Genomic DNA, 26,662 nt, shown 5'->3' on the forward strand with positions numbered 1-26,662 from the left:
CCTGGGTCGTTGAACGCCCAGGCCTTGATCTTCAGAGCGGATGCTCAGCCAACAGTTGTCGACTTAACCTCTCGATCAATCCGGCCTCCTCAATCTGCAACTGCCCCTCCAGGTCATCGGATTGTTGCGTGTAGGCCTCCTGCGTCAACGCCCCGGACTCAAAGCGCTGATGCAGGCTGGCCTGGCGTTCCTCGAAGGGCGCGCGCTGCGCCTCGAATTGCGCGCGGTAGGTGTTGGTCACGTAGTCTTTCCAGAAGTCCCGAGCCAGCAGTGCGTGAAACTCCGCCGGCGAGTTGTTCATGGACACGATGCTGGTGTACACCTGATCCAGCGTTTGCTGGGAGACATCGGCCATCCGGGTAAACCGGACCTGGCTCGGCTGGGCCGGCAGCGCCAGACGGTCCTTGAGGCCGTAGCGGTAAGCCAGCCGGATCTCGACGTCTTCCAGGCGTTCGATGCGCGCGGCTTTTTCCAGGGACGTCAGTCCAGGCGTGTGGTGGATGGCCGCCGTGCGACGCTCAATGTCCGCCAAGGCGATTCGCTCCACATGATCGAGACGAAACAACCCACGGGCCAGCTTCAACAATGCCGCCGCTCGTTGCCCTTCGCCTGCCTGGGTCTCGGCCCGGTAGACCAGCGACATGATTTCCAGGTTACTGAATGACAACGCCGCACGGTCACAGCAAGCAGGCCTGCCCGCCCACTCGAACATCTGCTCGCGCAGGGCGGCGGATTTCGGGGTGTCTTCAGTGATGCTATCGATAACCGCCCAAACGCGCCGCTGCATATCCCCATGGGCAGCACCTGCCTCCTCAAGGTCATTGAGCACGCGAAAGAACCCTGCGGCGCCCTCTTGCGCAGCCAGGCCACTCCACTGCGACTGCCGCGTCGCCATATCCACTGCCGACAAGTCCCGCACCCAGCGCTGCAGCTCCGTGCGCGCCTGCGGGTTCAGGCTCCCGGCCCCTGCGCGAACATGCGTGGGCGGTTCATCCTCAATCGGCTGGTATTCGAATGCATACCGGCTTCTTTCCCGCACCAGTGCCGGTTGCTCGCGCTCCAGGCGCGCCCAGTAGTCGACCAACTGCTGCTGGGCAACGTCAGACAACGGGTTGCCCCCCAGGAAGGTCACGTTGTTCAAACGAGCCCTCTGCACCAGATGCTCGGCGGCCGGTGCGACCACCTCCTGCGCAATCGTGGTAATCCGGTTGCCGGTCAGGTCGATACGGTCCACCAACGGTTGGTCCGCCAACCCCACGGGCCAGGTTTCAATCTGCGTGTTGTTCAAGAACAGCGAGCGAATGTCGCTGATTCGGGTGAAGTCCGGGCTGATGCCCAGCGGGTTGTCCGTCAGCACCAATGAGCGCAGCGTGGTGCGTTCAGACAGTATCCGGGCGGTTTCAGGCGTCAGGCGGATGCGATTGTATTGCAGGTGCAGGCGGGTCAAACCGTGCATGTCAGCTATTGCCGGGGGCAATTCAGTCAGCTGGTTACGCGACAAATCCAGCCAACGCACGCGCTGATAACGCCGCAGGAAACCCTCCGGCGAGGCACTCAGGTTCATGCGTGACAGGTTCAGCGCGCCCACATGGCTGAAGTCTGCATCCAGGTCCGGCAGGCTGGGCAAGGTCAGCCCACTGAGGTTCAGCTCCAGGCCGATAGGGGTGCCGTCATTGGCCCGCATTTGCGGGGTCTCCCGTCGCCAGCAGCGCCGGATACGCTCCATTGCCTGGTAACGGTCGCCCCGGTTGGCCGTGGCTTGCGCCACGCGATTGACCCGCACATATCCCTGCGACTCACCTCCGCCGGAGAACGCCCAGGACGACAGTTGACTGTTCAACACCTCAAGCTCGCGCTCCAGCCCGGTCAGCTTCGCCTCGGCCTGATCCAGCGGCTGCAGGAGAGCCTGGATTTGATCATCGGTAAAGTCGGGGTACAGCGCGCGTGCCCTGGCGGCCAACGGATCAGCGATTGCGAATGCGCCATCCAGCCCGCCCACCAACAGTTCCGGCCGGGTTTGCGCGAGCCGCTCCCGATACGCCTTGAGGTGCTGAAAGTCGTCGTAGGACAGCCGATTGCCGCGTAACAGGGTCACCCGATTGGCCCTGGCCTGGGCGTCCAGATGCTCTGGCGCAGGGTTGTGGATGGCCGAGGGCACCTCACGCAACTGGTTGTCGCGCAGGTCCACCAGGCGCAACCCGGTTAGATCCCGCAACCCGACAGGCCATTGGTTGATGTCGGTGGCCCGCAGGTTGAGCCGCTGCAAACCGGTCAGGGTGCTGAAGTCCGGCAAGCGGCCCAGCAGGTTGTTTTGCAGGTCCAGGGTTTGCAGGGTGTTCATGCGCTCCAGAATCGCTACCCCGCGCTCGTCCAGGCGGATCATGCAGCCACTCAGGTCCAGGTCAACCAGGTCTGGCATCTGCGCGACCGTCTCGGGTATACGGCTGACGGAGAGGGACTTGAGGCGCAGCCGCCTGAGCCGGGCAAAGTTCTTGAGGAAGGCATCGGCGCTGCCGTCAAAACTGCTACTGGTGATCACCAGTTCCTGAACGTGGTTAAAGCTGGCATTTAACGGCGGTAAATCCCTCACCCGTTCCAGGCTCAGCATGGAGCCGCTCTGGCGCTGCCAGCAACGGTTGATGGTCTGCGCGACGGCACGCCTTCGCGCAATGTTGATCTGGTCGGGCGTGCCGTCTGCCGTGAGTGGCTCTTTGGCCCACACGAACAGCGCCTGCTTCAGGCTCAGGTGCTCGGCCTCCAGTCGAGTCAGTTCGCTGCCGGCTGTGTCACCCAGGGACTGCAGAAACGTGTCGGCTTCAGCCTCAGTGAAATCGGGGTACAACTTAAGCACCCGGCCGCGACGGGTGCGAAAAATACTCGCCAGCTGCTGACGCAGCGGCATCCCCCCCAATAACCGTGAGCCCGGTTCCAGGCCGGGCCTGAGCACACGCTGGCCTTGCAGCACAGCCCTGAACTCGTCACGCGGTAACGGTGCCTGTTGCACCGCCTGCTTCAGCCCTTCGGCATTTTCCAGGGAGAACCCCAGCACCTGGCGTTCGCCTGTGGTCAGGGCGGCCAGCACCGCGGTGTACAGGCTCGACGTTCCCTCCTGGGCAAACCCGCAGGCTTCGTTGAACACCAACGCAGCGCGCAACGGTGACTGCGGCGCGCCGAGGGTGTCCACCAAGCGCCCCTGGGGGCCGCCCTCCCTCAGTTCGAAGCGCGCCTGCGCCGGCCAGCCGGGCAGCGTTTCAAGGCTGCGCAAGGCCAGCCGCTCACTGTCGACGCTGGCAGAGATATCCAGATGCAGTCCTTCATAAGCCCTGGCCAGTCGCAACTCCTGCTGACACCACTGCGCCAGTTCATCAATGCGCGGCGGCAGCGGCCCGGGACACCCCAGCGCTTCCAGGTCCTGCTCGGTGGCGGCCTCCAGCAGTTGCTCCACCACCGCGTCCGGCAGATGCCGGTAACGGGACTGCACTCGTTTGACCATCGGGTCGGGGCTGGCGGGCCGTGCGTCGTAGAGGGATTCGAACAGCATCAGCCGGTTGTGACGGGCGTCGGCGGCGATGGCCTTGCGCAGTTCGATGGCACGCTGAGCAACGGTCAGGTCCGGCGCGCCCGGCACATTGCGAAGATCGATCCTTTCGCTCTTGAGCACGTTCAGCAGGGCAGGCAGCAACGTGCCGTTGACGCGGGTGTCTTCAGTGATCACTACGGTCAACCTGCGCGACGGGGCATCGGGTGTAACGGCATCCTCCCAGATCAACCGCCCCTGAGCGTCCACCACCCGGATGGCGGGCTTCGGCGGCAACAAGCCCTGGCTGCGCATCACCTTGAACTGCAGGCGCAGGTCGGCCCTGCCAAATTCCTGCGGGTCTGCGCTGCTGATCTGTTGCGCAAAAACCTCCAGGTCATGCTCGATGCGAAAACGCGCCAGGGTATCGTCCAGCAGGGCCGAAGGCCGGTCCTGCTCAACGTACACGCGGCGCAATGCGTCGTAATCGGTCCCGCTGGCCACGCGTACACGCTCAAGCTGTGCATCGCTAAGACCCTGGGCGCGAAACCCCAGGCGCCGCATCAGCGCCGGGCCATCCCAGGCCATGGGCTCCTCGCCGCCATGGGTCCAGAGGCCGGCACCGTTGTGCTCCAGCGGTACCGCATAGCCCTCGGGCCGGGTCGGATGGGGGATTCGGTGCTGCCCGCTCGCCGGATCCTCCTCGACCACATAGTGCCCGCCGTCCAGCGGCAAAATGTCCTGGCCGTCATGGCGATACAGGCCCAGTTCGTTGGGCGTTGATTCGGCGGGCAGGCTCACATTGCTGCGATAGGGGGCAAGGTCGGGCTTCCACAGGCGCCGCTCGCCGCCGGGCAACGTCACCGGCTTGAGCCCATCGATCACTGCGGGTGTCTGGACGGAGGGCAGCTTTGCCAGGCCCTTGCCGGCGCCCGCCATCAAGGCCATCAAGGCCAGGTTTTGTGCCACGTCGATCAGGTGCTGCCGGGCGGCTTCGCGGTCACCCTGGCTCCAGTCCATCACGCCTTCGAAGGTCTCGGCCAACAGTTGCTCGACCATCACCGCCAGCATGATTTCCCCCAGCACCGGCACGAACATCGACACCAGGCCAACCACCGCAAACCCGCCCTCCCACAGGTGGGCGATTTTCTGCGCGCGCACCCTGGCATCCACATCGGCGGTCGGCACCGCTTGATGGCGGGCGTCGGCAATAATCTTGTCGCGGTTGCTCTCGTAAAGGTCGGCCCATAGATCCACGTTGGGCGACCACAGGCCATACCGGGCGACGACCATGGGTTTGAGATCAGGCGCTTGGGCGGTTTCCCGCGCCGACGCTTTTTCCGGCGGCAGCTCCTGGGGTTTCAACAGTGCCGTGAGCAGCGGAGCGGCAAACTCGAACACCGACTGGAAGATAGGCGAGCGCACCACGGCGTTGAGGTTCGACTGCGAACTCGACACGGGCTGGGTAAAACGACTGAAGTAATACGGACGCCTGGCGCCATCGACAAACTGGCTGAAAAACCGCTGGTAGCGCGTCGGGTTCGGCCCGTCGGTGAAGGCGGCCTGATCGGCATCCGGCGCGAGCAATTGGCGGGTCAGTTCTGTTTTCAGGTCAGCAAACGTGTTGTAGCGCTTAAGCGGATGCTCGGGGTCATAGGGCACATAGACAATCGAGGCGTCGCCGTAGCGGTATTTTTCCACTGGCTCGAACACCACGCAGCCATTGAGCTTGAGCCCCATCACGCTCAGGGCACAGAACCACACGGGCTTGCCACCAAGGGTGGGGTTACGCTCACCGGCGATCACGTCCAGCACCATGGTGTAGTCGGCGGGCTCGATGTCTTTCCTGACCAGGGCCAGGTAAGCCGCCGCCTTCAAGGCGTCCTTCTGGCTGGCGATGACCGCCTCCCGCAAGGTGGCTTCATCCTCGGGATGCAAAAAGCCCTTGAGGTAGGTTTGATACTGCGCGCCGATGTCCAGGCTGCGGCAAAGGGTGATGAACTGCGGGACGGTCAGCGAGGTGCTGACCGGCTTGGCGTCTTGAGTGATGAACCCCGACACCGGGTCAAAGGCGTCGGCCTCAGCTTCATCGGCTTCAAAATTATGCAGCGCCCCGTGCAACAGCGAGACTTTCAACACGTTGAAGGCCCCGGCCTCAATGCCCAGCACACCCAATGTCAGGGTTTTATCGAGGTAGATAAACGTGTGCTCGACGTCCAGCTCAACCTTGAACTGGTCCTTGAGCGCCTGAGATAAAAGCGCCTTGGCAAACACCTCGACGCTCTGCAACCCGGCCAGACGTTCGTCCACCACCTGCTGTGATTGCAGGCTGGCCTGGGTGTACGCCTTCAAGGTCGTGCGTTGTTGAAGCGTCAGTGCCTGGAACCAGAGCAGGTGCTCCAAGTCATTCAACTTGAGTTGCATGCGCCGTTGCGCTGACGCCTTGATGAGCCATTCGGGGAGGCTGTTGTTTATAAAGTCCCCATGGATACTGCTGCTTCCTGGCTGTGCTGAGACCTTGGCGGGGAGGTCGGCTGCTTGAGGGTCTGGCATACGCAAATACCTTGGAATCGGAGAGGGGCGATTACCTTAATCAGCCCGGTTCCAAGGTCGGATGTAAGTATGTAGAGCAGCCGTTATTCGACGACCAGACGCCCCAGCCGCTGCTTGAGCATCTGGTTCTCGGCACGCAGTTGCTGCACTTCTTCCAGCAGGTCCAGCGCCAGGGCGACGCCTTCCCATTCCAGCTCCAGGTCTTTTTGCAGCGCCGACGCACGCTTGGCCAGGGCCAGTTCGTAATCGGTAAACCGCCAGGACTCAGGGCTTTGCCCCGCCGGTTCAAGAATGCCGTGCTCGACGATTTCGATCACGTAGGCCACCGACAGGTCGGTGGCCTCACAAAATTCTGCCATGTTCACTTGAACCACACGGGGACTGCTCATCGTTAGCTACTCCATGTTTCTCTCGGATCGAAAGCGGCCTTTTCAGCCAATGCCTGCCACAACGCCTTGACCTCGTCGTCGGTGTTTTTCGGCATGACCGCCTTGAGTTGCACAAACAGGTAACCGCGCTGCCCGGCCTTGTTCAACAGGCCGTGGCCCTTGGCGCGCATGCGCTGACCGTTCTGGCTGCCGGCCGGCACCTTGAGGTTGATCTTGCCGGTGAGGGTCGGCACGGCTACCTCAGTACCCAGCGCCAGCTCCCACGGGGCCAGCGGCAGGGTGATGATCAGGTTCTCGCCTTCCACGTCGAACTTGGGGTGTGGCGCGAACTTGATGATCAAGTACAGATCACCGTTGGCACCGCCGCCAATCCCCGGCGCGCCCTGGCCCTTGAGGCGGATGCGTTCACCGTCGGCCACACCGGCCGGGATCTTCACGTTCAGGCTCTTGGTGGTGTTGCTGACGTGCTGGCCGGCGGCGTTGTACTGCGGCACCTGGAAGGTGACCGGCTTGGACTCGTTGGACAGGGTCTCTTCGAGGAAGACCGGCAGTTCCATTTCCACATCTTGCCCTCGACGCCCGGCACTACGGCCCTGGGCACCACCAAAACCATTGCCGCGCGAACCGAAGATCGAGCTGAAGAAGTCCGAGAAGTCACCAGTGTCCTGGCCACCGCCGCCGTAGCCGCCACGGCTCTGCCAGCCTGGCGGGCCCTGGAATGGCTGGCCGTGCTGGCCGTATTTGCGCAAATCGTCGTATTCAGCGCGCTTGTCGGCGCTTTTCAGCGCTTCATAGGCTTCGGACGCGTCCTTGAACTTGGCTTCGGCGTCCTTTTCCTTGCTCACGTCCGGGTGATATTTGCGCGCCAGCTTGCGATAGGCGGCCTTGATCGTCTTGTCGTCGGCAGTCGGCTCGACGCCGAGAATCTTGTAATAGTCTTTGAAGTCCATCGGGAGTATCACCGTCCGTTATCGATATCGCACTGCCAGCGTCACAGCATGCGCCTGTTTGCGGCGTCTGGATTGACCGATCTCAATCTTGTGACCCGGGGGTGCGTCAGAAGTTTATCGGCGCTGCGGGCAGAAACTTGCAGCCACCAACCGTATGGGGAGGATTTGGGGGCAAAGGCCGGGCTTTCAAGGTAACAAGTGTGCTGTATTTAGCGGATAGTCGGCCTACGCATCTGCACGCGGGTGGCATACACTGCGCGGCCGTTTTTCAACCGGAACCCGATTGACATGAAAAACCCATCCCCAGCCCGTGCCTGCGGTATCGACTTCGGCACGTCCAACTCCACCGTCGGCTGGATTCGTCCCGGCATGGAAACGCTTATCGCGCTGGAGGACGACAAGATCACGCTGCCGTCGGTGGTGTTCTTCAACTTCGAAGAGCGTCGCCCGGTGTACGGTCGCCTGGCCCTGCACGAATACCTGGAAAACTACGAAGGCCGGCTGATGCGCTCGCTCAAGAGCCTGCTGGGTTCCAAGCTGATCAAGCACGACACCAGCGTATTGGGCACGGCCATGCCGTTCACCGACCTGCTGGCGCTGTTTATCGGCCAGCTCAAGAGCCGCGCCGAGACCACCGCCGGGCGTGAGTTCGACGAAGTGGTACTGGGCCGCCCGGTGTTCTTCGTGGATGACGACCCGATGGCCGACCAGGAAGCCGAGAACACCCTGGTGGACGTGGCCCGCAAGATCGGCTTCAAGGACATCTCGTTCCAGTACGAACCGATCGCCGCAGCCTTCGACTATGAGTCCACCATTGAAAAAGAAGAGCTGGTGCTGATCGTCGACATCGGCGGTGGTACGTCCGACTTCTCCCTGGTGCGCCTGTCGCCCGAGCGTCGCCAGATCGACAACCGCCACGACGACATCCTCGCCACCGGCGGCGTGCACATCGGCGGTACCGACTTTGACAAGCAACTCTCGCTGGCCGGCATGATGCCGCTGTTCGGCTACGGCAGCCGCATGAAGAGCGGCGCCTACATGCCCACCAGCCACCACATGAACCTGGCGACCTGGCACACCATCAACTCGGTGTACTCGCAGAAATCCAAGCTGGCGCTGGGCAGCATGCGCTACGACATCGAGGACACCGGCGGCATCGACCGCCTGTTCAACCTGATCGAACAGCGTGCCGGGCACTGGCTGGCGATGGAAGTGGAAGAAACCAAGATCCAGCTGACGCAGCAGGACAGCCGCCATGTGCTGCTGGACCGGGTTGAGCCGGGGCTGAGCGTGGAGTTGAGCCGGGCGTTGTTCGAATCGGCCATTGATGGCTTGCTGGAGCGGGTGCGCAACAGCGTGACCCAGTTGCTCAACGACGCCTCGGTGGACGTGGCCCAGGTGGACACGGTGTTCTTTACCGGGGGTTCCAGCGGCATCCCGGCACTGCGCCACAGCATCTCGGCGATGCTGCCGAATGCGCAGCATGTGGAAGGGAATATCTTTGGCAGTATCGGCAGTGGTCTGGCGATTGAGGCCAGCAAGCGCTACGGCTACTGAGTGACAAACCCCACTCCTTTTGCTGAAGGAGCTTGTTGTGGCGAGGGGGCTTGTCCCCCGTTGGGCTGCGAAGCAGCCCCATCAAGGTAAACGCATTTTTTCAGATTAAACGCGTTACCTGGTTTGGGGCCGCTTCGCAGCCCAACGGGGGACAAGCCCCCTCGCCACAACAGCCCTCCCGCCAAAGTGCCGGTGCTGGCTGTTAAACCATCCCCGCCAGCTTCAACTCACTCTTCAAGTACGCATAATAAATCGGCCCCGCCACCACCCCCGGCAGGCCGAAGGCGGCTTCGAACACCAGCATCGCCAACAACAATTCCCACGATTTGGCACTGATCTGCCCACCGACGATGCGCGCGTTGAGGAAGTACTCGACCTTGTGGATGACGATCAGGTAACCCAACGCCGCCACCGCCACCCAGATCGACAGCGACAAGGCCACGATGGTGATCAGGGTGTTGGACATCAGGTTGCCGATCACCGGCAACAGGCCCAGCAGGAACGTCAGCACGATCAGGGTCTTGGTCAACGGCAGGTGGATCCCGCACAGCGGCAGCACCACGGCGAGGAAGATCGCGGTGAAGGCGGTGTTCAGTGCGGCGATCTTGATCTGGGCGAAGACGATGTTGCGAAAGGCCTGAACCAGCAGGTGCAGGCGATCAAACAGCGCGGCGGCCAGGGGTTTGCGCTTGGTGAGGTCTGGCACGCGTTGCAGGGCGATGATCGCACCCAGCACCATGCCGATCAGCAAGGTCACGAACATGTGCGCGGCGTCTTTGCCCACCAGCTGCAATTCGCTGAGGTGCTTGCTCAGCCATTCGCCGATGGCCACGCGGAACTCGGCGGCGCTGGCCGGCAGGTAGGCGTCGAGAAACGGCGGCAACTGGCCTCGCGCACGGTCAACCACGCCCATGAATTTATCGAGGGAAGCCCCCGGGTTTTCCGCTTCGTGCAACAGGAAGCTGATGGCCCCGGCAAAGATCAGGGTCAGGATGCTGACGATCAAGGTCCCCAGCAACGCCACCGCCAACCAGCGCGCACGCCGGCCTTCGATCAACCGCTGCAACTGCGGGGTGAGCATGTTGACCAGCTCATACACCAGCAATCCGGCCAGCAGGCTCGGCAGCAACTTCAACGGCAAAACCAGCAGCAGCCCGCCAAAAATAAGCACGCAACTGACCAACAACAACACGTGACGCTGAGAAAACGTTGGCATACAGCCTCAAAACGAACGGCGTTAAAGGATGCGCAGGAACGAGCATGCTCGCTCCTGCAGAGGGCTGTGTGCGAGTGTCGCAGCCTTCTATGGCACCCGGCTATTATTTCTTCAGGCAGGTGCTCATAAAGGTTTTACGCGCATCACCGGTCAGCGCCTGGGTTTTCGCCGTGGCGTTGCAGTCTTTCATCTTCTGCTGCTGTGGCGTGAGGGTCTTGGCGTCGTTGGCGGCCGGAGCGGCCTTGAGGCAAGTACTCATGAACGCCTTGCGCTCATCACCGGTTTTGCCACTGGTCTTGGCTTCGGCGTTGCACGTGGTCATTTTTTGTTGCTGAGCCGTCTGTGCGGCAGTCGCGGCAAAGCCTTGGGAACACAGCAGCAGGCCCATCATCAACAGCGGAATACGCAGCATCTTCATGGAGTTTTCTCCCTGTTACCGTGCCGAGGGGCACGGCCTCCCCAGCAGTGTAGTCAAACCCTGTTACACCTTCCTACTGCGTATATTCGTTCGGCGGTACTGCTCCGGGGTACAGCCGGCCTGGCGCTGAAACATCGCGATAAACGCCGAGGCGGTGCTGTAGCCCAGGTCAAACGCCACTTCCTGCACGCTGCGGGGGCTGTCCAGCGCCTCGATGGCCGCCAGGAATCGCAGGCGCTGGCGCCATTCGCCGAAGCTCATCCCCAGGTCACGCGCAAATTGCCGGGCCAGGGTGCGTTCGCTGACATGCACCTGCTCCGCCCATTGAGCCAGCGCGCGGTTATCGCCGGGATCGGCTTGCATGCCCTCGAGCACACTGAGCAACCCGGGGCGGCTGGCGTACGGCAGGAAACAATCATGCACCGGCGCCTGCCTGAGCTGGTCGACCAACACTTGGGCCAGCCGTACATCGGCTTCACTCTCGGGAATATTGACGTCACGGTCGGCGAAATCACTGAGGATCGCCTTGAGGATATCGCTGATGGCCAGGGTGCACGGCTGCGGCGGCAATTGCTCGCACAGCGCCGGCCCCAGGTACACCGAGCGGTAGACAATCGCCTGGGCGTTGTAGGAACTGTGTTGGGTGTTCGGGGGGATCCACACCGCGTATTGCGGCGGCGACATGAAGCGACTCCCGGCCACTTCAAAGCGCATTACGCCGCGGGCCGAGTAGTCCAGGGAACCCCAGGCATGCTGGTGCGCGCTGGCGTGGGTGTCAGCCTCGAACTCCGAATAACGGAAGTAGACCGGGGACGGCAACTGGTCGAAATCGGGTAGGTTGATGTACTTCTTGAGCATGTTGTCTGGATACAAAGGTCGGATGGCTGGATCGAAGTATAGGCTTCGATCCAGACAAAGGATAATTGCCCCTCATAGACGCAACTGGTTCTTCTCGATGCAATACGCTTATCCGTTATTGGCCATTTTTATCTGGGCCGGCAATACCGTGGTCAACAAACTGGCGGTGGGGACGATTTTCCCCGCCGAGATCGGCTTTTATCGCTGGCTGTTGGCCGGTCTGCTGTTTACCCCGTTCATGCTCAAGCCCGTCATCGCCAATTGGCCGCTGATTCGCCCAAACCTGGGCAAGATTTTCATCCTTGGCGTACTGGGCATGGCGGTGTATCAGAGCCTGGCGTATTACGCCGCGAACCTGACCTCGGCCACCAACATGGGCATCATCCTCTCGTTGATGCCGCTGATGGCCCTCACCGCCGCAATCATCAGCCTCGGCCAGCGCCTGACCTTCGGTGCCCTCACCGGTGCCGTGCTGTCGTTCGCCGGTGTGGTGGTCGTCGTGTCGGCCGGCAGCCTCAGCGCCCTGCTGCAACACGGCCTGAACCTGGGTGACGCGATGATGCTGGTGGCCACCCTTGCCTATGCGGTCTACAGCACCCTGCTGAAAAAATGGCAGCTGCGGTTGCCGCCGCTGGTATTGCTGTATTTGCAGGTGCTGGTGGCGGTCGTGGTGCTGTTTCCGCTGTTCCTGTTCTCCGACAAGGCCGGCCTTGGCTGGTCGAACATCCCGCTAGTGCTGTATGCCTGCCTGTTGGCCTCGATGCTGGCGCCGTTGGCATGGATGCATTCGGTGAAGACCCTGGGCCCGAGCCGCACCACGCTGTTTTTCAACCTGCTGCCGCTGATCACGGCGCTGATTGCGGCGGTGGTGCTGAAGGAGCAGTTGGCGATGTATCACCTGGTGGGTGGACTGCTGACGCTGGGCGGGGTGATTTTGTCGGAGCGTTGGACAACCCCGGTCAGGCCAGGCTAAACCCCGGCCTCCTTCAGGCGCCGGGCATGCTCGACAAACAGCCGGATCGGCTCGGCGCCCTTGCCCACCAGTCCCAGGGACTGGTTGACGATGTCGAAGTGGTCCAGGGCGTAGTCATCGCCAATCACTGTGCCCAGGTGCGAGCTGCAACGGCCGACCATGCCGTCGCACTGGCCCTTCTCCCGCACAAAGGTTCTGGCGAACAACCGACAACTGCGATTCGTCCCGTCCAGCAGGTTGCGCCCACGGTCCGTCTTGCCCGGTTGCAAGGTGCCGGACCAGGAGTAATAGCGCACGCCATTGACCTCCCCGGCGCCCTGCCCGCCCCAGATGTCCGGGATGCCCTGGGGATACTGGCGATTGAACAAGGCCACGCCTTCGCTCGTCAGTGACTGGTGGGACGCATGAATGTCCGCCGCAAAACGCGGGCCGCGGTAGCCGGTTTCCAGCAGGCCCATCAGCACGCCGACCAGCCGCAGCAACACACTCAGGATACGCCCCCTGGCGCTGTGCGCCGGGTAATGGGTGTGGAAGTAATCCGCCAGTTCCGAACCATGGTTGGGCCCGGCCACCGAGGTCACCGACGCCACCCAGTCCGGGCGTTTGGCCGCCGCATACCGCGCCGTCAGCGAGCCCTGGCTATGGCCGATCAGGTTGACCTTGTCGGCTCCGGTTTCCCGGCGAATCGTCTCGATCTGCGCCAGCAGCTGTTCGCCCCGCACCTCATTGGAATTGAGCGGAGCCACCTGTACCGCAAACACCTGCGCCCCGCCGGCACGCAGCGCCGGGACGATGCCGTACCAATACGGGTACAGCACCAGGCGCACAAACCCCAACATCCCCGGCACCAGCACCAGCGGATAACGTGTAGCCAATGACTGCGGCATGGAGCGAACGTCCTTGAAAGCGAGGCGATGGACCCATCCTAGACCAGCCTCCGTGACCAAGCCATGACGCTACTTGAGGCCCACCACGCCAGCGACGATCAGCCCCACCGACACCAGCTTGATCAGCGTCAGGCTCTCCCCCAGCAACGCAAACCCGAGAAACACCGTGCCCAGCGAGCCGATGGCGGTCCAGATCGGGTAGGCGACGCTCACCGGCAACTCACGCATGGCCAGGGTCAGGAAGTAGATCCCGCCCACGGCCGCGATGACGGTGATCAGCGATGGCCACAGCCGGGTGAAACCGTCGGCGTATTTCATGCTCATGGCAAAGGTCACCTCGAACCCGGCCGCAATCAGCAGGAAGAGCCAGGACACGTCAGAAGCTCCCTGCCAGGTCCCGCAACTGACCTTCGACCGCATCGCAGGAGCGGCGGAAAACGCTGGGGTCGGACTCTTCACCTTCAGCGGCAATCACCGTGACGTCTTCGATGCCGATAAACCCCAGGGCCGTTCGCAGGTGCGGGTCGGCGTGATTCATCGCCTCGTTTTCACCGCCCGGGCCAAAGCCGCTGCCGCCGCGACTGGTGATGATCAATGCCTTTTTGCCCAACAGCAAAGGCTTGTACTGGGCGATGCCCTGGCTGTCCTGGGTGATATCCACCGTCAGCCCCATACGCACGATCTGGTCGATCCAGGCCTTGAGGCCGCTGGGAATCCCGAAGTTGTACATCGGCACGGAAATCACCAGCAGTTCATGCTCGACCAACTCGCTGACCAGCTCATTGCTCAGTTGCAGATCCGCGTGCATGGCCAGGGGCATGGACTGGGGTTCGGGGTGGAAGCTGGCGGCAATAAACGCTTCGCTGACATGGGGAATCGACGCACGGCCGACTTCGCGGCGGGTCAGGTGCGCGTCCGGGTTGGCGGTGTGCCAGGCGGCCAGAAACACCTCCGCCAGGCGCCGGGAATGGGAACGTTCGCCACGGGGACTGGAATGGATCGCAAGCATTTTTTTCATCTGTAAGCCTTCACGCGCTAGACTCGGGCAACCTGAATGGCTGCCTCTCTTGCGCACAAATCTAGAGCCGGGCCGCCGGCCTCACAAATGAGCAATAGTTGCTTTGGATGAAATAATTTCATCCATGGAGCCCCACATGTTTGCCTCGCTGCCCCTGACCGCCCTGCGTGCCTTTGAATCAGCCTCGCGCCTGCTGAGCTTCAAGGCTGCCGCCCAGGAGTTGTCGGTGACGCCCACGGCGGTGTCCCACCAGATTCGCTCCCTGGAAACCTGGCTCGGCGTGCCATTGTTCGAACGCCTGCCGCGCCAGGTCCGCCTGACGGAGTGTGGCGAGCGATTGTTCCACAGCCTGCATGGCGCACTGCTGGACGTAGCGCAAAGCATCGACACCCTGCGACCGCAGCGCAGCGCCGGCCATCTCACCTTGTCCACCACGCCCGCGTTCGCCGCCTTGTGGCTGGTGCCGCGACTGGGACGCTTCTATGCCGCCCACCCGAACATCAACCTGCGCCTGGACACCAACTGCGCCGTCGTGGACTTGCAGCAAGATGCCAGCGTCGATTTGGTAATCCGCTACAGCCTGGACGACTACGCGAACCTGCATGGCTTGTGTCTGTTCGACGAGTGTTTTGCGGTGTACGGCTCTCCCGAACAGGTCGCCCTGGCCAGCCAGCGCACCCCGACCTTGATCAGCGTGCGCTGGCACAACTCCAGGCTCTACGCCCTGGGCTGGCAGGCCTGGTGCGAAAAGGCCGGGGAACACTGGCTGCAATCCGCCTCGCCATTGCGCGAATACGATGAAGAACACTATGCCCTGCAAGCGGCGATCGCCGGCCAGGGCCTGGTGTTGGCGAGCAATATCCTGGTCTCGGAAACACTCGCCAGTGGGCTGCTGGTGCCCTACCGGCCAGAGATCCGCGTCGACGGCGCCGGCTACAGCGCCCTGTGCGTACCGGGCCGCGAACGGCACCCGCCGGTCCGGGCGTTTTTTGAGTGGTTGCAGGAGGAAGCACGGCTGTCGGGGCACGCGTTGTAAAATCCGATAAAACTTTTTGCGTTGCCTGGGACTCACAACTTGGAGCGATCACGCCGGCAGAGCGTGGCGCAAAACCGGATTAGTACCAGGAGAATGAGATGACTGACTCACATTTGTCTGACGTAGCCACCTTACGTGAGCGCGCCCGCAAGAACGTCGAAAACGGTGCCGTAACCGAAGGCTATGACGCCGACCGCCAGGAAATCCTGCGCTTGCTCAACGAATCGCTGGCCACCGAGTTGGTGTGCGTGCTGCGCTACAAACGCCACTATTTCATGGCCAATGGCGTCAAGGCGCATGTCGCCGCCGAGGAATTCCTCGAACACGCCACCCAGGAAGCGGAACACGCCGACAAGCTGGCCGAGCGCATCGTGCAGCTGGGCGGCGAGCCGGAGTTCAACCCCGACCTGCTGTCGAAGAACTCCCACGCCCAGTACGTGGCCGGCAATACGCTGAAGGAAATGGTCTACGAAGACCTGGTCGCCGAACGCATCGCGGTAGACAGCTATCGCGAGATCATTCAGTACATCGGCGATAAAGACCCGACCACCCGCCGGATCTTCGAAGACATCCTGGCCCAGGAAGAAGAACACGCCGACGACATGGCGGATATTCTGCAGGACCTGTAAGCAACCGCCGCACAAAAAAATGGGAGCCAAATGGCTCCCCTTTTTTTAGCCTTTCACCGTCTTCGGTGCCTTGCCTTCCCTCATCTGTTGCAGCAACGGCGCACACTGGTTCGGCTCATCGCCGCTCGGTGCCACCAGCGCCAGCAAGCCGGCCGCCGGCCCGGCAATAACCCCCAGTGCAACCATGCCAGCGCCACGCAACATCAACGGCACGGCTTTCACCCCGGCATTGGGCTTGATAAACGGCCCGTTGACGTACAACGGCGAGCGCAGGGAGAACAGGCGGAAGCCCTTGGACTCTGGCGTGATGGTCAGGTCCAACTGCTCGCTGGCCATGTTCGCCGTGCCATCGATGTAGATGATGGCGTTCTCGGTATCGAACACAAACAGGCGAGTCGTCGCCAGGCCGGACTTGATGCCAAAGTCCGCGGCCGCGCAGTTGATCTTCACTTCCTTGTCGCCAAACAGGCGGCCGACCACGTAGTTGCCGACGTTAAGCCCGGCGATTTCCATCAGGCCGCGGCTGATGGCGCCGTCGTTGATCAACATCTTCAGATCGCCATTCGACGTTCCGAGCAACGCCGCTACAGAGTTGCCGCGCCCGGAAATGTCCGCGTCACCGTTGAGTTCACCAAAGCTGGTTTTCATCGGTTCGAAGGTTGGGAACAACTGCTTGAGCTTGAAGTTGCGCGCGGTGAGTTTGGCCTGGCCTTCCATCGGCGTGGTACGCCCGTTGAGGCGAATCTGCGCGTCTAGCTTGCCGCCCGCTACGCCGAAACGCAGGGGTTCGAGGCTCAACTGACCATCGTTCAGCACCAGGTGGGTGTAGAGGTCAGTGAACGGCAACTCGGCACTGTGGACGATGCGCTTGCCGGTGAATTCAACATCGGCATCCATGTCGCGCCAGCGCTCGGTGCGGAACTCTTCCACCGGCAGCACTTTGGTTGCCGGCTGCTTGCTTTCGCCGCCACGGGCTTTTTGCTTGGCGTTGGAATCGGCGCCAATCAATGGCGCGAGGTCAGTCATCAGCAGTTGGTTGGAGACCAACGCGCCCGTGAGCTTGGGCCGTGGCTGGCTGGCGACGTAACCGAGGTTGCCGTGGATATCACTGTTGCCGATCTTGCCGTTGAAGTTTTCATACTGGAACGACGCGCCGCTGGCTTCGTGCAGCTTGGCGATCAGGTGGCCGTCGGTGGAATAGGCCGGCGAATCCGGCAGCGTCACGCCGGTGAGCGGATACAGGTTGCCCAGGCTGCTACCCGAGAGTTTGAGGCGCAGGTCGAGGGCGCCGAGGTTCATTGGGTCGGTCAGGGTGCCGGCCAGCGCGATGCTGGTGTCGCCGATCCTGGCCTGGGCTTGCAGCGGGAACGGCTTGGCCGCGTCCTGCAATGCCAGCAGGCCACCGATCTTGCCAGTGCCATCGAGTTTCTGGCCGTGGTATTGGCCTTTGACCTTGAGCCCGAACGCGTAGTCCTGCGGCGCCGAGCCTTTTTCCAATGCTTTCTTGGCATCAGCATCGCCGACGATTTCGCCGAAGGGAATCGGCTTGCCGAGCAAATCGATCACCACGTCGAGTTGGGTCTTGAGGGTTTGATCGTCGAGGGTCACGTGGCCTTTGTCGAAGCCGATCGCGCCGATGTCCACCACCCAGCTGGACGGTTCGGCGTCGGGGTCCTTGGGGTCGAACTTGAAGGTCCAGTTGGCGCGGCCGTCGGCCAGGCGCTGCAACTGTGCACTCGGCTCGGTGAGGTCGATCCGCGGAATCACCACGCGCTGGGCCAGCAACGCCAGGGGCGAAATGCGCAGCTCCACGCGTTTGAGGGTGACCATCTGCGGGGCTTTCGACCAGTCGGGGTTGCCCAGGGTCAGGTCTTCGGCAATCACATGGGGCCACGGAACCCAGGCGCGCCAGCCGCCTTCATCGGGCTCGCGCTGCCACACCACCGCCAGGTTGCCGTTGATGGCAAAGGCGCGGTGCAGCTCTTCGGAGACCTTGGCATTGAGCGGCGGCTTGATCCGGTTCCAGTCAAAGAACACCAGGACCAACACCACGATGGCGATTAACAAAACGAAGCTGGCGCAGCTCCAGGCGAGAATTTTACGAGTGCGCGTCATTGCACAGGACTCCAGGTTACGACTGAGCGGGCGCCTTGCGGCGCACGTTTTGACTACAGCTTATATGGCTACGACTGACAAACGGCGCGGGGGTTTAACCCCATTGAAGAATTACCCGTAAAAACCGCGTTTCCTGACCGACTCGACAGTTTCTATCATCGACGGCGCACCGTTGTTACCCACGATCGTGTCGAAAATACCCATCACAGTGCAAAAGCGCGGGCTTGAGACCTGCGAGATAGAGCCCTCGCCGAGAACAATCAATTCTGTTGATTATTACCATTGTGTTTATGAACTTTTATATCGACTTATCAAGAGTAGCATTAGCCCTGTACCCAATTTATCGCCCTCCCAAGGAGCAACCCATCATGAAACGCCAATTACTCGCAAGCTTTGTACTTTCCGTCCTGGCCACCAGCGCATTTGCCCTGCCAGCTGCTGAACAGGCCACCCCACAAGTGAAAGCCGATGCCTCCCACGTTAGCCAAACCCTGGCTCGCAGCGGTGCTTCGGACAAGAACAACACCGATTACAACGGCAGCATCACTGAAAACGGTTCGGACAACGCCAACAAACGTGCCTACACCGAAGGCGTTGTAGAAAACGGCCGTAACCGCCTGGAACAGAAAGGTCTGGTTGAAGGTGGCGCTGATCGCCTGATGGAACGCAACGCTGTTGCCGAAGGTGGCCGTGATCGCCTGGAACAGAAAGGTCTGGTTGAAGACGGTTCGAGCCGTGCCAACAAACGCGCCTATGCTGACGGCGTAGCGGAAGGCGGTGCTGACCGTCTGCAAGAACTGCATCAAGCACAGAGCTAAGCCCGTGCTGGCCCTGGAAAAAAGCCCGATCACCCGATCGGGCTTTGACTTTGTGTGAACCGCAACGCCCTTCTCCCTTTTGCAGTTCGACGCTGGCAAAGCTGATTTGCTAGAGTGCGTCGCTGTCCTTGTCCACAAAGCCCGCCTGCCAATGCTGCCCCGTGCCGAACAGAAGCAACAGACCCGACTCGCCCTGATGGACGCAGCCCGCCATCTGATGGAGTGTGGCCGTGGGTTTGGCAGCCTGAGCCTGCGTGAAGTGGCCAAGACCGCCGGCATCGTGCCCACCGGTTTCTACCGTCACTTTGCCGATATGGATCAACTGGGCCTGGTATTGGTCAGTGAAGTCGGCCAGACCTTTCGCGCGACGATCCGCCTGGTGCGCCACAATGAATTCGTGATGGGCGGCATCATCGATGCCTCGGTGCGGATTTTCCTCGATGTGGTCGCCGCCAACCGTTCGCAATTCCTGTTCCTGGCCCGTGAGCAATACGGTGGCAGCCTTGCCGTTCGCCAGGCCATCGGCGCCTTGCGCGAAGACATCGCCAGCGACCTCGCCGCCGACCTGACCTTGATGCCCAAGCTCCAGCACCTGGATGCCGACGGCTTGCACGTGATGGCCGACCTGATCGTCAAGAGCGTGTTCGCCACCCTGCCCGACATCATTGACCCGCCCGCCGAAGCGCTGCCGTCCCATCTCACGCCCCAGGCGAAGATCACCCAGCAACTGCGCTTCATCTTTATCGGCCTCAAGCATTGGCAAGGCCTGGGCAGCACCGAATAACTCAGCGCACCGCGTGAAACCGCTTGGCGGTGGTGTAGTTCCTGTTCCAGTAAACGTTGGCCAGCGAATCGATGCGCACGCTTTTACCCGTACGTGGCGAGTGGATGAACTTGCCTTCGCCTATATAAAGGCCGACGTGGCTGACCTGGCCGCGCCCATTCCCCCTGAAAAACACCGCATCACCCGGTTGCAGTGCATCGCGCTTGACCGTGGCTGCCGTTGAGCGGTGCATCGCAGCGGTGGTGCGGGGCAGATGAATATTGGCTTCGGTCTTGAACAGGTACACCAGGAAACTGCTGCAATCGAAACCCTGGGCCACTGACGTCCCGCCCATCCTGTAAGGGGTGCCCAACAGAGAATGGGCGCGATCAATCACGCTGGTGATGGAAGGTGAAGCCTCCAGTGAGATCGGGCGCTGGAGGTTGGCCGAGGCGGATGAAATGGCCAACGACAGGCTGACAATCAATAAACAGAAAAATGACTTGTACATGGTGGAAACCGCTGTGGATTAAATACGGAGCGGAATCCTAATGAAGCAGCACGTAATCCAATGAACTCCGAATCCTTTAACTTCGTGGGAAAAATCCGAAACAATTCGATTTCCCTAAAGATGAAAGAAATTTCACGCGCCGCTTACTGCAATTCAACGCCGAACGCCCGAATCCAGTGCTATAAATCCCGTCACGCACCAAAATGAAACATTTTGGAATAATTTCCTGCGCCATCAGGTGGCACAAGCCGCCTGCCTACAGGGAATTCCCACTCCCCGCGTGGTTGGCAAGACCCTTGCTCTAGCTTGCTTATCGCTCATAGCTGGAAGCTTTCTGATGCTGGTGATCCACCGCCGAATCGCCCCCGAACCCGTCTGGGCCGCTGAGTTGCTGCTGAACTTCGAAGCCCGCAGCAAAAGCCGCCTGCGCTGTTTCAGTGCCGACGGAGAAGATGTCGGCCTGTTTCTGGAGCGCGGCCAACCGCCGCTGCACGACGGTGAATTCCTACAGGCCGAAGACGGACGTGTCGTACGCGTGTGTGCCCGCCCTGAACACCTGCTGCACGTCACCTGCAGCAGTGCCTTCGAACTGACCCGCGCCGCCTATCACCTGGGCAACCGCCATGTGGCCCTGCAAGTGGGTGACGGCTGGCTGCGCCTGCTCGATGACTACGTGCTCAAGGCCATGCTCGAACAGTTGGGTGCGACGACTGAAACCATCGAAGCGCCGTTCCAGCCGGAACACGGCGCCTATGGCGGCGGCCATCATCATTCCCGCCATGGCGACGAAGACTTCAACTACCCGCCCAAGCTGCACCAGTTCGGCGTACGTCTATGAACCCAGCCTGGGCGCTGTTGCGTCTGGCCAGTCCGCAGCTGCCGATTGGTGGCTACAGCTATTCCCAGGGCCTGGAAATGGCCGTGGAGCAAGCGCGTGTGACCGACCCGGCGAGTGCCGGGCGCTGGATCAGCGATCAACTGCTGTTCAATTTGTCGCGCTTCGAGGCGCCGCTGATGCTCGCCCACTGCAAGGCCGCAGCCGAAGAAGACTGGCCGCGCCTCGCGCAGTTGTGTGAAGAGCACCGCGCCAGCCGCGAAACCCGCGAGCTGTATCAGGAAAGCCGGCAGATGGGTTATTCCCTGGCGCAACTGCTCAACGGCTTGCCGGAGCTGGACGCCGCCGCTCGAGATTTTCTGGCGCAACGCGGCGAACCTCATCTCGCACTCGGCTGGGCGCTGGCCGCCCGCGCCTGGCAGATCAGCCCCGACGACGCCCTGGCCGCCTGGCTGTGGAGCTGGCTGGAAAACCAGTTGGCGGTGCTGATGAAAACCCTGCCCCTGGGCCAGCAAGCCGCCCAGCGCCTGACCAGTGAACTGCTGCCGCTGCTGCAACAGGCCCAGCAGGATGCCAGCCAACTCGACCCCAATCACTACGGCAGCGCCGCGTTCGGCCTGTCCCTGGCGTGCATGGCCCATGAGCGCCAGTACAGCCGCCTGTTCCGTTCCTAGGAGAAGCATATGAACACACAACCCCTGCGCGTCGGCATCGGCGGCCCGGTCGGCTCCGGCAAGACCGCCCTGACCCTGGCCCTGTGCCTGGCCCTGCGCGACCGCTACAACCTGGCGGTGGTCACCAACGACATTTATACCCGCGAAGACGCCGACTTCCTGGTGCGCAACCAGGCCCTGGCGCCCGAGCGCATCATCGGCGTGGAAACCGGCGGCTGCCCGCACACCGCAATTCGCGAAGACGCCTCGATCAACCTCGAGGCGGTAGACCAACTCAACCGGCGCTTTCCCGGCCTGGACCTGATCCTGGTGGAATCCGGCGGCGACAACCTGTCGGCCACCTTCAGCCCGGAACTGTCGGACCTGACCATCTACGTGATCGACGTGTCCGCCGGCGACAAACTGCCACGCAAGGGCGGCCCGGGGATCTGCAAATCCGACCTGCTGGTGATCAACAAGATCGACCTGGCACCACTGGTGGGCGCGTCCCTGGAGCTGATGAACAGCGACACCCAGCGCATGCGCGCAGGCAAACCCTTTGTCTTCAGCAATCAGAAAACCGGCGTCGGCCTGGAAGAAATCGTCGCCTTCATCGAACGCCAGGGCTTGCTGACCGCAGCCTGACCACCCCCAACAAGGAGCTTGTCCATGCGCCTCAATACACTTCTCGCTGCCGCAGCCATGCTGCTCACCCCCGCCCTCGCCTTCGCCCACCCCGGCCATGGCGACAACGGCCTGGTGGCCGGTATCAGCCACCCGCTGGGCGGCATTGACCACTTGCTGGCGATGGTCGCCGTGGGCCTGTGGGCCGCCCAGCAAAAAGGCGCGGCGCGCTGGGCGCTGCCGTGCACCTTTGTCGGCACCATGTTGATCGGCGGAATGCTGGGTTTTGAAGGCCTGGCATTGCCGGCGCTGGAAAGCGGGATTGCCGCGTCGGTGCTGGCGCTGGGCCTGGCGGTGGCGCTGGCGGTGCGTCCGCCGTTGTTCGTGGCGGTCGCAGCGACGGCGTTGTTTGCGCTGTTCCATGGCGTCGCTCACGGTTTGGAGCTGCCGGACATGTCCAGCCCTTGGGCATATGCGGTCGGGTTCGTCGGTGCGACGGCGGTTCTGCATGCGGCGGGTTATGCCGTGGTGCGCTTCCTGCCGGCGGCCGCAGCGCCGCTGGTGCGGGTGGCCGGGGCGGCTTCGGCGGCGACTGGGGTTTGGTTGCTCGCTGCCTGAGATTTACGGCGTTTCCAATGGCCTCATCGCGGGCAAGCCCGGCTCCCACAGGAGTACTCATTCAACTGTGGGAGCCGGGCTTGCCCGCGATGACGGACTCACAGCCACCACCTACCTCAAGCCTGATACCATGTCGCGCAAACACCCCTGCCGTGACGACGCCAGCCGATGCCCATCGCTCCAAGCTCCGCCCTCAAGCCTCAATTGACCGCTGTGTTGACGCACTTCCACGACCTGATCGTGCCGCTCTGGCAAGGCCCGGGCTGGAATGCCGACCTGGCGCTGCCCTATGAAGCCCTGGACGCCGATCATCGGCCTTTGCCGCCGCAACGCTATCGCGCCATGGCCTGCGCCCGGCAGTTGTACCTGTTCGCCAGCCTGATCGGCGAGCCCGGTGCCGCCTTTGCCGAGGAGCGCGCCGCCGCGCTGTTCCGGTCCCTGCAACGGCACTTCCACGACGCCGAACACGGCGGCTGGTTCTACAGCATCGACGCCCACGGCAAGCCGCTGGATAAACGCAAAGACCTCTACACCCACGCCTTCATCATCTTCGCCTGTGCCCACTATTGGGCCAAGGTGCGCGAGTCCTTGGTGGAGTCGGTACTCGATGCGGCCCTGGAAGTGGTAGCCGAACGCTTCGCCACCGGCGACGGCCTGTACGAAGCGGTGCTGGAGCGTAACTGGTCATCCCTCAAGTCCGGCCCGCTGCAAAACCCGCTGATGCACCTCGCCGAAGGCTTCCTCGCAACGCTGGCCGTGCGTGAAGACGCCGTGACGCAAGACGCATTGCTGGACCTGGCCAACGCCATGCAGAAGCGCTTCATCGACCGCCAGCACGGCGTGATGATGGAAAAACCCCTGGGCGCTGTGGATAACTGGTTTGAGCCGGGGCACCAGTTCGAATGGTTCTTCCTGCTGGAGTCTTCAGACTTGCTGCGCGGTACGCCGCTGCACGCCTCTCTGAACAAGGCGTTCACCTATGCCGAGCAGAAGGGTGTGGACAACGCGACGGGCGCGGTCAGCGGCATGCTGGCCCTGGACGGCAGCGTACGCGACGGCACCCAGCGTATCTGGGCCCAGGCCGAATACCTGCGGGCGCTGACCTTGCGGCCCAACAGTGAAGCCGTGCTGCAACGCCAATTGCTGGCGCTGCAACAGCGCTTCCTGCACGACAAAGGCTGGAATGAATGCCTGGATGCCAAGGGGCAAGTCAGCCGACGGGACATGCCGTCGACCACGCCCTACCACTTGGCCACGTGTTACCTGGGCCTTACGCAATCCATTTGCGGTCCCCGGTAAAGCTGATCGTCAGCCAGCGCGCCGCGTCAGGCTTGCCAAGCCCTGTGGATATCTCTTCGCGCAGCCCGTCCAGGGTGGCGACGTTATCCACCGGGTAATCCGCCGGCAACACCACATGAATCTCGATAAACCGCGCCCGCCCGTGCTTCTGCACGTAGGACACGTAGTCGTCGAAACCATGTTTGGCCTGGGCCGCGTCCATCACTTCGCGCACTGTGCCGTCCAGTTGGTCCGGCACAATCCCCAGCACGTCCCGTAGCGCCGGGCGCAGGATCTTGAAGGCCGGCGCCAGCATGCTCAACGCCAGCAGGATCAGGATCAACGGGTCGACATACACCGCCCACTGCCCATAGCCCTGGGACTTGAGCAACAGCGCCGCCAGGAAGCTCACCAGCAGCCCCACCGACAGCATCGCGTCCACCAGCCAGCTGATGTTGTCGAACTGGATCAGCGACGATTTGAGCGTGCGGTTGCGATAGCGCACATAGAAGAAATAGGCGAACTCGACCACGGTAAACACCGCCGCGTAGATGATCACCAGGCCCAGCTCGATATCGCGACCGCCATTGATAATGCCGAACACACCGTTGAGAAACGCGTAGATGGCGATCAACAGCAAAAAGCTGCCTTCGATCAGCAGCACCATGGGTTCCAGGTGCCAGTAGCCGAACTGGAAGCGTTCGTTGCTTTTCTTGGCGATCAGCTTGGCCGTGATCAGCATCAACACCTTGATGGCGGTGGCGATCAGCGAGAAAAAGCCGTCGAATAAAATCGATTGGGCGCCCGACACCACACCCGTGACAATCCCGGCGATCGCGACCGCGAACATCAGAATCGTCGATTGTTTGAGCAGCGACTGCTCACCTCGGTTACTCACATATCCTCCTGTCAAAACCTTAAAACCGCACAACGCGGCGGGGTTTTCAGGGGTGGAGTGTACCTTATGTCCTGTTTTGGCCGATTTGCCGCATTTTCCGGGCTGACAAAAACCCTGTGGCGAGGGAGCTTGCTCCCGCTGGGGCGCGGAGCGGCCCTGGCTTTTTTGGGGCCGCTTCGCAGCCCGGCGGGAGCAAGCTCCCTCGCCACAAAAGCTCGCCGTACTTAGCCCTTGGCGCCACGCTCAATCGCAAACCCGGCCCAGGTCTGACTCACCGGCATCAGCTCCAGGCGGTTGATGTTCACGTGCGCCGGGGTGTTCAGCACCCAGAAGATCGTGTCCGCAATGTCCTGCGGCTGGATCGGCTCGGCACCGGCATAGGTCGCGTCATAACGCGCCTGGTCACCGGCAAAGCGCACCAGGGAGAACTCGCTTTCGCACAGGCCCGGCTCGATGTTGGTCACACGCACGCCGGTGCCTTGCAGGTCGCACCGCAGGTTCAGCGAGAACTGTTTGACGAAGGCTTTGGTGCCGCCATACACGTGGCTGCCCGGGTACGGGTAGCTGCCGGCGATGGAGCCGAGGTTGATGATGCCGGCGCCACGGCCGTGGGCGATCAGGCGCGGCAACAGCAGGCTGGTGGTGGTCAGCAGGCCCTTGATGTTGGTATCGACCATGGTTTCCCAATCGTCGAGGCTGCACTTGGGCGCAGGGTCAGTGCCCACTGCCAGGCCGGCGTTGTTGATCAGCCCGCGCAACGTGGCGAAGGACGGCGGCAGGTTGGCGATCGCCTCTTCCATGGCCTTGCGGTCACGTACGTCCACCACCAGGCCGTGCACTTCGGTCTGCTTGGAAAGCTCGGCACACAGGGCGTTCAGACGCTCTGCGCGGCGGCCGGTGAGCACCAGTTTCCAACCGGCTTCGGCAAAACGCCGGGCACAGGCTTCGCCAAAACCTGAGGTCGCGCCAGTAATAAACAGCGTATTGGACATGGTGTTCTCCTTGCAGGGCTACGAGGTAAAAAATCAGCCAGCAGAATGCCCGGCTGCCGGGCTGGCGGCAACTGATACACGCTGTGGGGAGAGGTGAACGCCTCTCATGTTGTACGAAATTCAACCAATCACTTGAAACCCATACGGGCCGTGGCGTGCAGCCATGTGCGCGCACCTTATCCACAGCCCCGTCCACAGTCTTTGGGGGCAAGTGCAAAAGCTGAAAGCCGCGGTATACAAGGCTTTCAGCGCGATTCAAAAAGTTTTTTGCTTGACCTGAGCCAAGCCCTATGTAGCCCGGTTCAAAACAGTGCAACCAGGACGATGGCTCCAGGCCAGTCATTCCGGCCCCTGCGGCAGTCTTTCCAGAGTTTAGTCACAGACTTATCCACAGGATGGAATGACATATTCCGGTCATATACCTGTGTCTTTAAACAGGTTGACAAACCCTTCGGGTGGTCGCGAAAAAACCGCTGATCAAAAAACAATCACCACGCTGCAAGCCACGAAAACAAAGGCCTCCAGCCAGCTACTCCCACGTTACCCACAGCCGGTT

General features: G+C 61.8%; 24 protein-coding genes. 11 read left to right on the forward strand and 13 right to left on the reverse strand.

The window, feature by feature from the left end:
- Window positions 1-31: 31 nt before the first annotated feature.
- The 3 genes from P3C29_RS16345 to P3C29_RS16355 all read right to left on the reverse strand — a co-directional run bounded on the left by P3C29_RS16345 (window position 32) and on the right by P3C29_RS16355 (window position 7,409).
- Complete coding sequence (locus tag P3C29_RS16345) at window positions 32-5,941, reverse strand: NEL-type E3 ubiquitin ligase domain-containing protein (RefSeq protein WP_275964927.1); 5,910 nt, start codon at window positions 5,939-5,941, stop codon at window positions 32-34.
- Window positions 5,942-6,153: 212 nt separating this feature from the next.
- Window positions 6,154-6,459 carry a chaperone modulator CbpM gene (locus tag P3C29_RS16350; RefSeq protein WP_010173951.1) on the reverse strand — a complete coding sequence of 102 codons (306 nt, stop codon included), beginning with the start codon at window positions 6,457-6,459 and terminating at the stop codon, window positions 6,154-6,156.
- Between the two features lie 2 nt (window positions 6,460-6,461).
- A complete protein-coding gene (locus P3C29_RS16355) occupies window positions 6,462-7,409 on the reverse strand; it encodes a DnaJ C-terminal domain-containing protein (RefSeq protein ID WP_010173950.1) in 948 nt (315 codons plus the stop codon).
- Between the two features lie 288 nt (window positions 7,410-7,697).
- Between P3C29_RS16355 and P3C29_RS16360 the strand changes: the two genes are divergently transcribed.
- Complete coding sequence (locus P3C29_RS16360; RefSeq protein WP_093202293.1) at window positions 7,698-8,966, forward strand: Hsp70 family protein; 1,269 nt, start codon at window positions 7,698-7,700, stop codon at window positions 8,964-8,966.
- Window positions 8,967-9,168: 202 nt separating this feature from the next.
- Here P3C29_RS16360 and P3C29_RS16365 read toward each other — a convergent pair whose 3' ends face one another.
- From P3C29_RS16365 to P3C29_RS16375, 3 genes are all read right to left on the reverse strand, one after another.
- Window positions 9,169-10,182, reverse strand: coding sequence for an AI-2E family transporter (locus P3C29_RS16365; RefSeq protein WP_003217402.1), 1,014 nt, complete (start codon window positions 10,180-10,182; stop codon window positions 9,169-9,171).
- Window positions 10,183-10,285: 103 nt separating this feature from the next.
- Entirely contained in the window at window positions 10,286-10,600 is a 315-nt protein-coding gene (locus tag P3C29_RS16370) for a PsiF family protein (RefSeq protein ID WP_010173948.1), read from the reverse strand.
- Between the two features lie 63 nt (window positions 10,601-10,663).
- On the reverse strand, window positions 10,664-11,458 hold the full coding sequence (locus tag P3C29_RS16375; protein WP_201126037.1) for a helix-turn-helix transcriptional regulator: 795 nt from the start codon (window positions 11,456-11,458) through the stop codon (window positions 10,664-10,666).
- Between the two features lie 97 nt (window positions 11,459-11,555).
- Between P3C29_RS16375 and P3C29_RS16380 the strand changes: the two genes are divergently transcribed.
- Window positions 11,556-12,431 carry a DMT family transporter gene (locus P3C29_RS16380; protein WP_010173945.1) on the forward strand — a complete coding sequence of 292 codons (876 nt, stop codon included), beginning with the start codon at window positions 11,556-11,558 and terminating at the stop codon, window positions 12,429-12,431.
- Here the strand turns inward: P3C29_RS16380 and P3C29_RS16385 are convergent.
- The 3 genes from P3C29_RS16385 to P3C29_RS16395 form a co-directional block, all read right to left on the reverse strand.
- A complete protein-coding gene (locus P3C29_RS16385; RefSeq protein WP_275964928.1) occupies window positions 12,428-13,318 on the reverse strand; it encodes a triacylglycerol lipase in 891 nt (296 codons plus the stop codon). The two genes, P3C29_RS16380 and P3C29_RS16385, sit on opposite strands and share 4 nt — an antisense overlap.
- A gap of 69 nt (window positions 13,319-13,387) precedes the next feature.
- The gene (locus P3C29_RS16390; protein WP_010173940.1) at window positions 13,388-13,693 is read right to left on the reverse strand and encodes a multidrug efflux SMR transporter; all 306 of its coding nucleotides are present in this window, start codon (window positions 13,691-13,693) and stop codon (window positions 13,388-13,390) included.
- 1 nt (window position 13,694) lies between these two features.
- Window positions 13,695-14,336, reverse strand: coding sequence for an NAD(P)H-dependent oxidoreductase (locus tag P3C29_RS16395; protein ID WP_201126036.1), 642 nt, complete (start codon window positions 14,334-14,336; stop codon window positions 13,695-13,697).
- 124 nt (window positions 14,337-14,460) lie between these two features.
- Here P3C29_RS16395 and P3C29_RS16400 point away from each other — a divergent pair, with 124 nt between their 5' ends.
- Both P3C29_RS16400 and P3C29_RS16405 read left to right on the forward strand, forming a co-directional pair.
- The gene (locus tag P3C29_RS16400) at window positions 14,461-15,372 is read left to right on the forward strand and encodes a LysR substrate-binding domain-containing protein (protein ID WP_201126035.1); all 912 of its coding nucleotides are present in this window, start codon (window positions 14,461-14,463) and stop codon (window positions 15,370-15,372) included.
- Between the two features lie 98 nt (window positions 15,373-15,470).
- Entirely contained in the window at window positions 15,471-16,001 is a 531-nt protein-coding gene (locus P3C29_RS16405) for a ferritin-like domain-containing protein (protein ID WP_010173935.1), read from the forward strand.
- Window positions 16,002-16,046: 45 nt separating this feature from the next.
- Here the strand turns inward: P3C29_RS16405 and P3C29_RS16410 are convergent, their stop codons facing one another.
- On the reverse strand, window positions 16,047-18,116 hold the full coding sequence (locus P3C29_RS16410; RefSeq protein WP_275964929.1) for an AsmA family protein: 2,070 nt from the start codon (window positions 18,114-18,116) through the stop codon (window positions 16,047-16,049).
- Window positions 18,117-18,484: 368 nt separating this feature from the next.
- On the opposite strand from P3C29_RS16410, the gene P3C29_RS16415 reads away from it, so the two are divergent.
- The gene (locus tag P3C29_RS16415) at window positions 18,485-18,934 is read left to right on the forward strand and encodes a hypothetical protein (RefSeq protein ID WP_275964930.1); all 450 of its coding nucleotides are present in this window, start codon (window positions 18,485-18,487) and stop codon (window positions 18,932-18,934) included.
- 151 nt (window positions 18,935-19,085) lie between these two features.
- Window positions 19,086-19,718: a TetR family transcriptional regulator gene (locus P3C29_RS16420; RefSeq protein WP_010173930.1), complete on the forward strand. Its 633-nt coding sequence runs from the start codon at window positions 19,086-19,088 to the stop codon at window positions 19,716-19,718.
- Window position 19,719: 1 nt separating this feature from the next.
- On the opposite strand, the gene P3C29_RS16425 is transcribed toward P3C29_RS16420, so the two are convergent.
- Window positions 19,720-20,208, reverse strand: coding sequence for a C40 family peptidase (locus tag P3C29_RS16425; protein ID WP_201126032.1), 489 nt, complete (start codon window positions 20,206-20,208; stop codon window positions 19,720-19,722).
- Between the two features lie 337 nt (window positions 20,209-20,545).
- On the opposite strand from P3C29_RS16425, the gene ureE reads away from it, so the two are divergent.
- From ureE to P3C29_RS16450, 5 genes are all read left to right on the forward strand, one after another.
- Complete coding sequence (gene ureE / locus P3C29_RS16430; protein ID WP_010173926.1) at window positions 20,546-21,046, forward strand: urease accessory protein UreE; 501 nt, start codon at window positions 20,546-20,548, stop codon at window positions 21,044-21,046.
- Window positions 21,043-21,717 carry an urease accessory protein UreF gene (locus P3C29_RS16435; RefSeq protein ID WP_201126031.1) on the forward strand — a complete coding sequence of 225 codons (675 nt, stop codon included), beginning with the start codon at window positions 21,043-21,045 and terminating at the stop codon, window positions 21,715-21,717. Before ureE ends, P3C29_RS16435 begins: the two co-directional genes overlap by 4 nt.
- Before the next feature lie 9 nt (window positions 21,718-21,726).
- Window positions 21,727-22,341, forward strand: a complete 615-nt coding sequence (gene ureG / locus P3C29_RS16440) for an urease accessory protein UreG (RefSeq protein ID WP_010173923.1) — start codon at window positions 21,727-21,729, stop codon at window positions 22,339-22,341.
- Window positions 22,342-22,365: 24 nt separating this feature from the next.
- A complete protein-coding gene (locus P3C29_RS16445) occupies window positions 22,366-22,938 on the forward strand; it encodes a HupE/UreJ family protein (RefSeq protein WP_275964931.1) in 573 nt (190 codons plus the stop codon).
- 168 nt (window positions 22,939-23,106) lie between these two features.
- Window positions 23,107-24,237, forward strand: coding sequence for an AGE family epimerase/isomerase (locus P3C29_RS16450; RefSeq protein ID WP_201126030.1), 1,131 nt, complete (start codon window positions 23,107-23,109; stop codon window positions 24,235-24,237).
- On the opposite strand, the gene P3C29_RS16455 is transcribed toward P3C29_RS16450, so the two are convergent.
- Both P3C29_RS16455 and P3C29_RS16460 read right to left on the reverse strand, forming a co-directional pair.
- Window positions 24,209-25,114 carry a cation transporter gene (locus P3C29_RS16455; RefSeq protein WP_010173916.1) on the reverse strand — a complete coding sequence of 302 codons (906 nt, stop codon included), beginning with the start codon at window positions 25,112-25,114 and terminating at the stop codon, window positions 24,209-24,211. The genes P3C29_RS16450 and P3C29_RS16455 overlap by 29 nt on opposite strands.
- Before the next feature lie 224 nt (window positions 25,115-25,338).
- Window positions 25,339-26,106 (reverse strand): SDR family oxidoreductase, encoded by a 768-nt coding sequence (locus P3C29_RS16460; RefSeq protein WP_010173913.1) that lies wholly within the window; start codon window positions 26,104-26,106, stop codon window positions 25,339-25,341.
- Window positions 26,107-26,662 lie beyond the last annotated feature (556 nt).

It is taken from the genome of Pseudomonas sp. 1912-s (assembly GCF_029269205.1).
In the GTDB taxonomy this organism is placed as follows: domain Bacteria; phylum Pseudomonadota; class Gammaproteobacteria; order Pseudomonadales; family Pseudomonadaceae; genus Aquipseudomonas.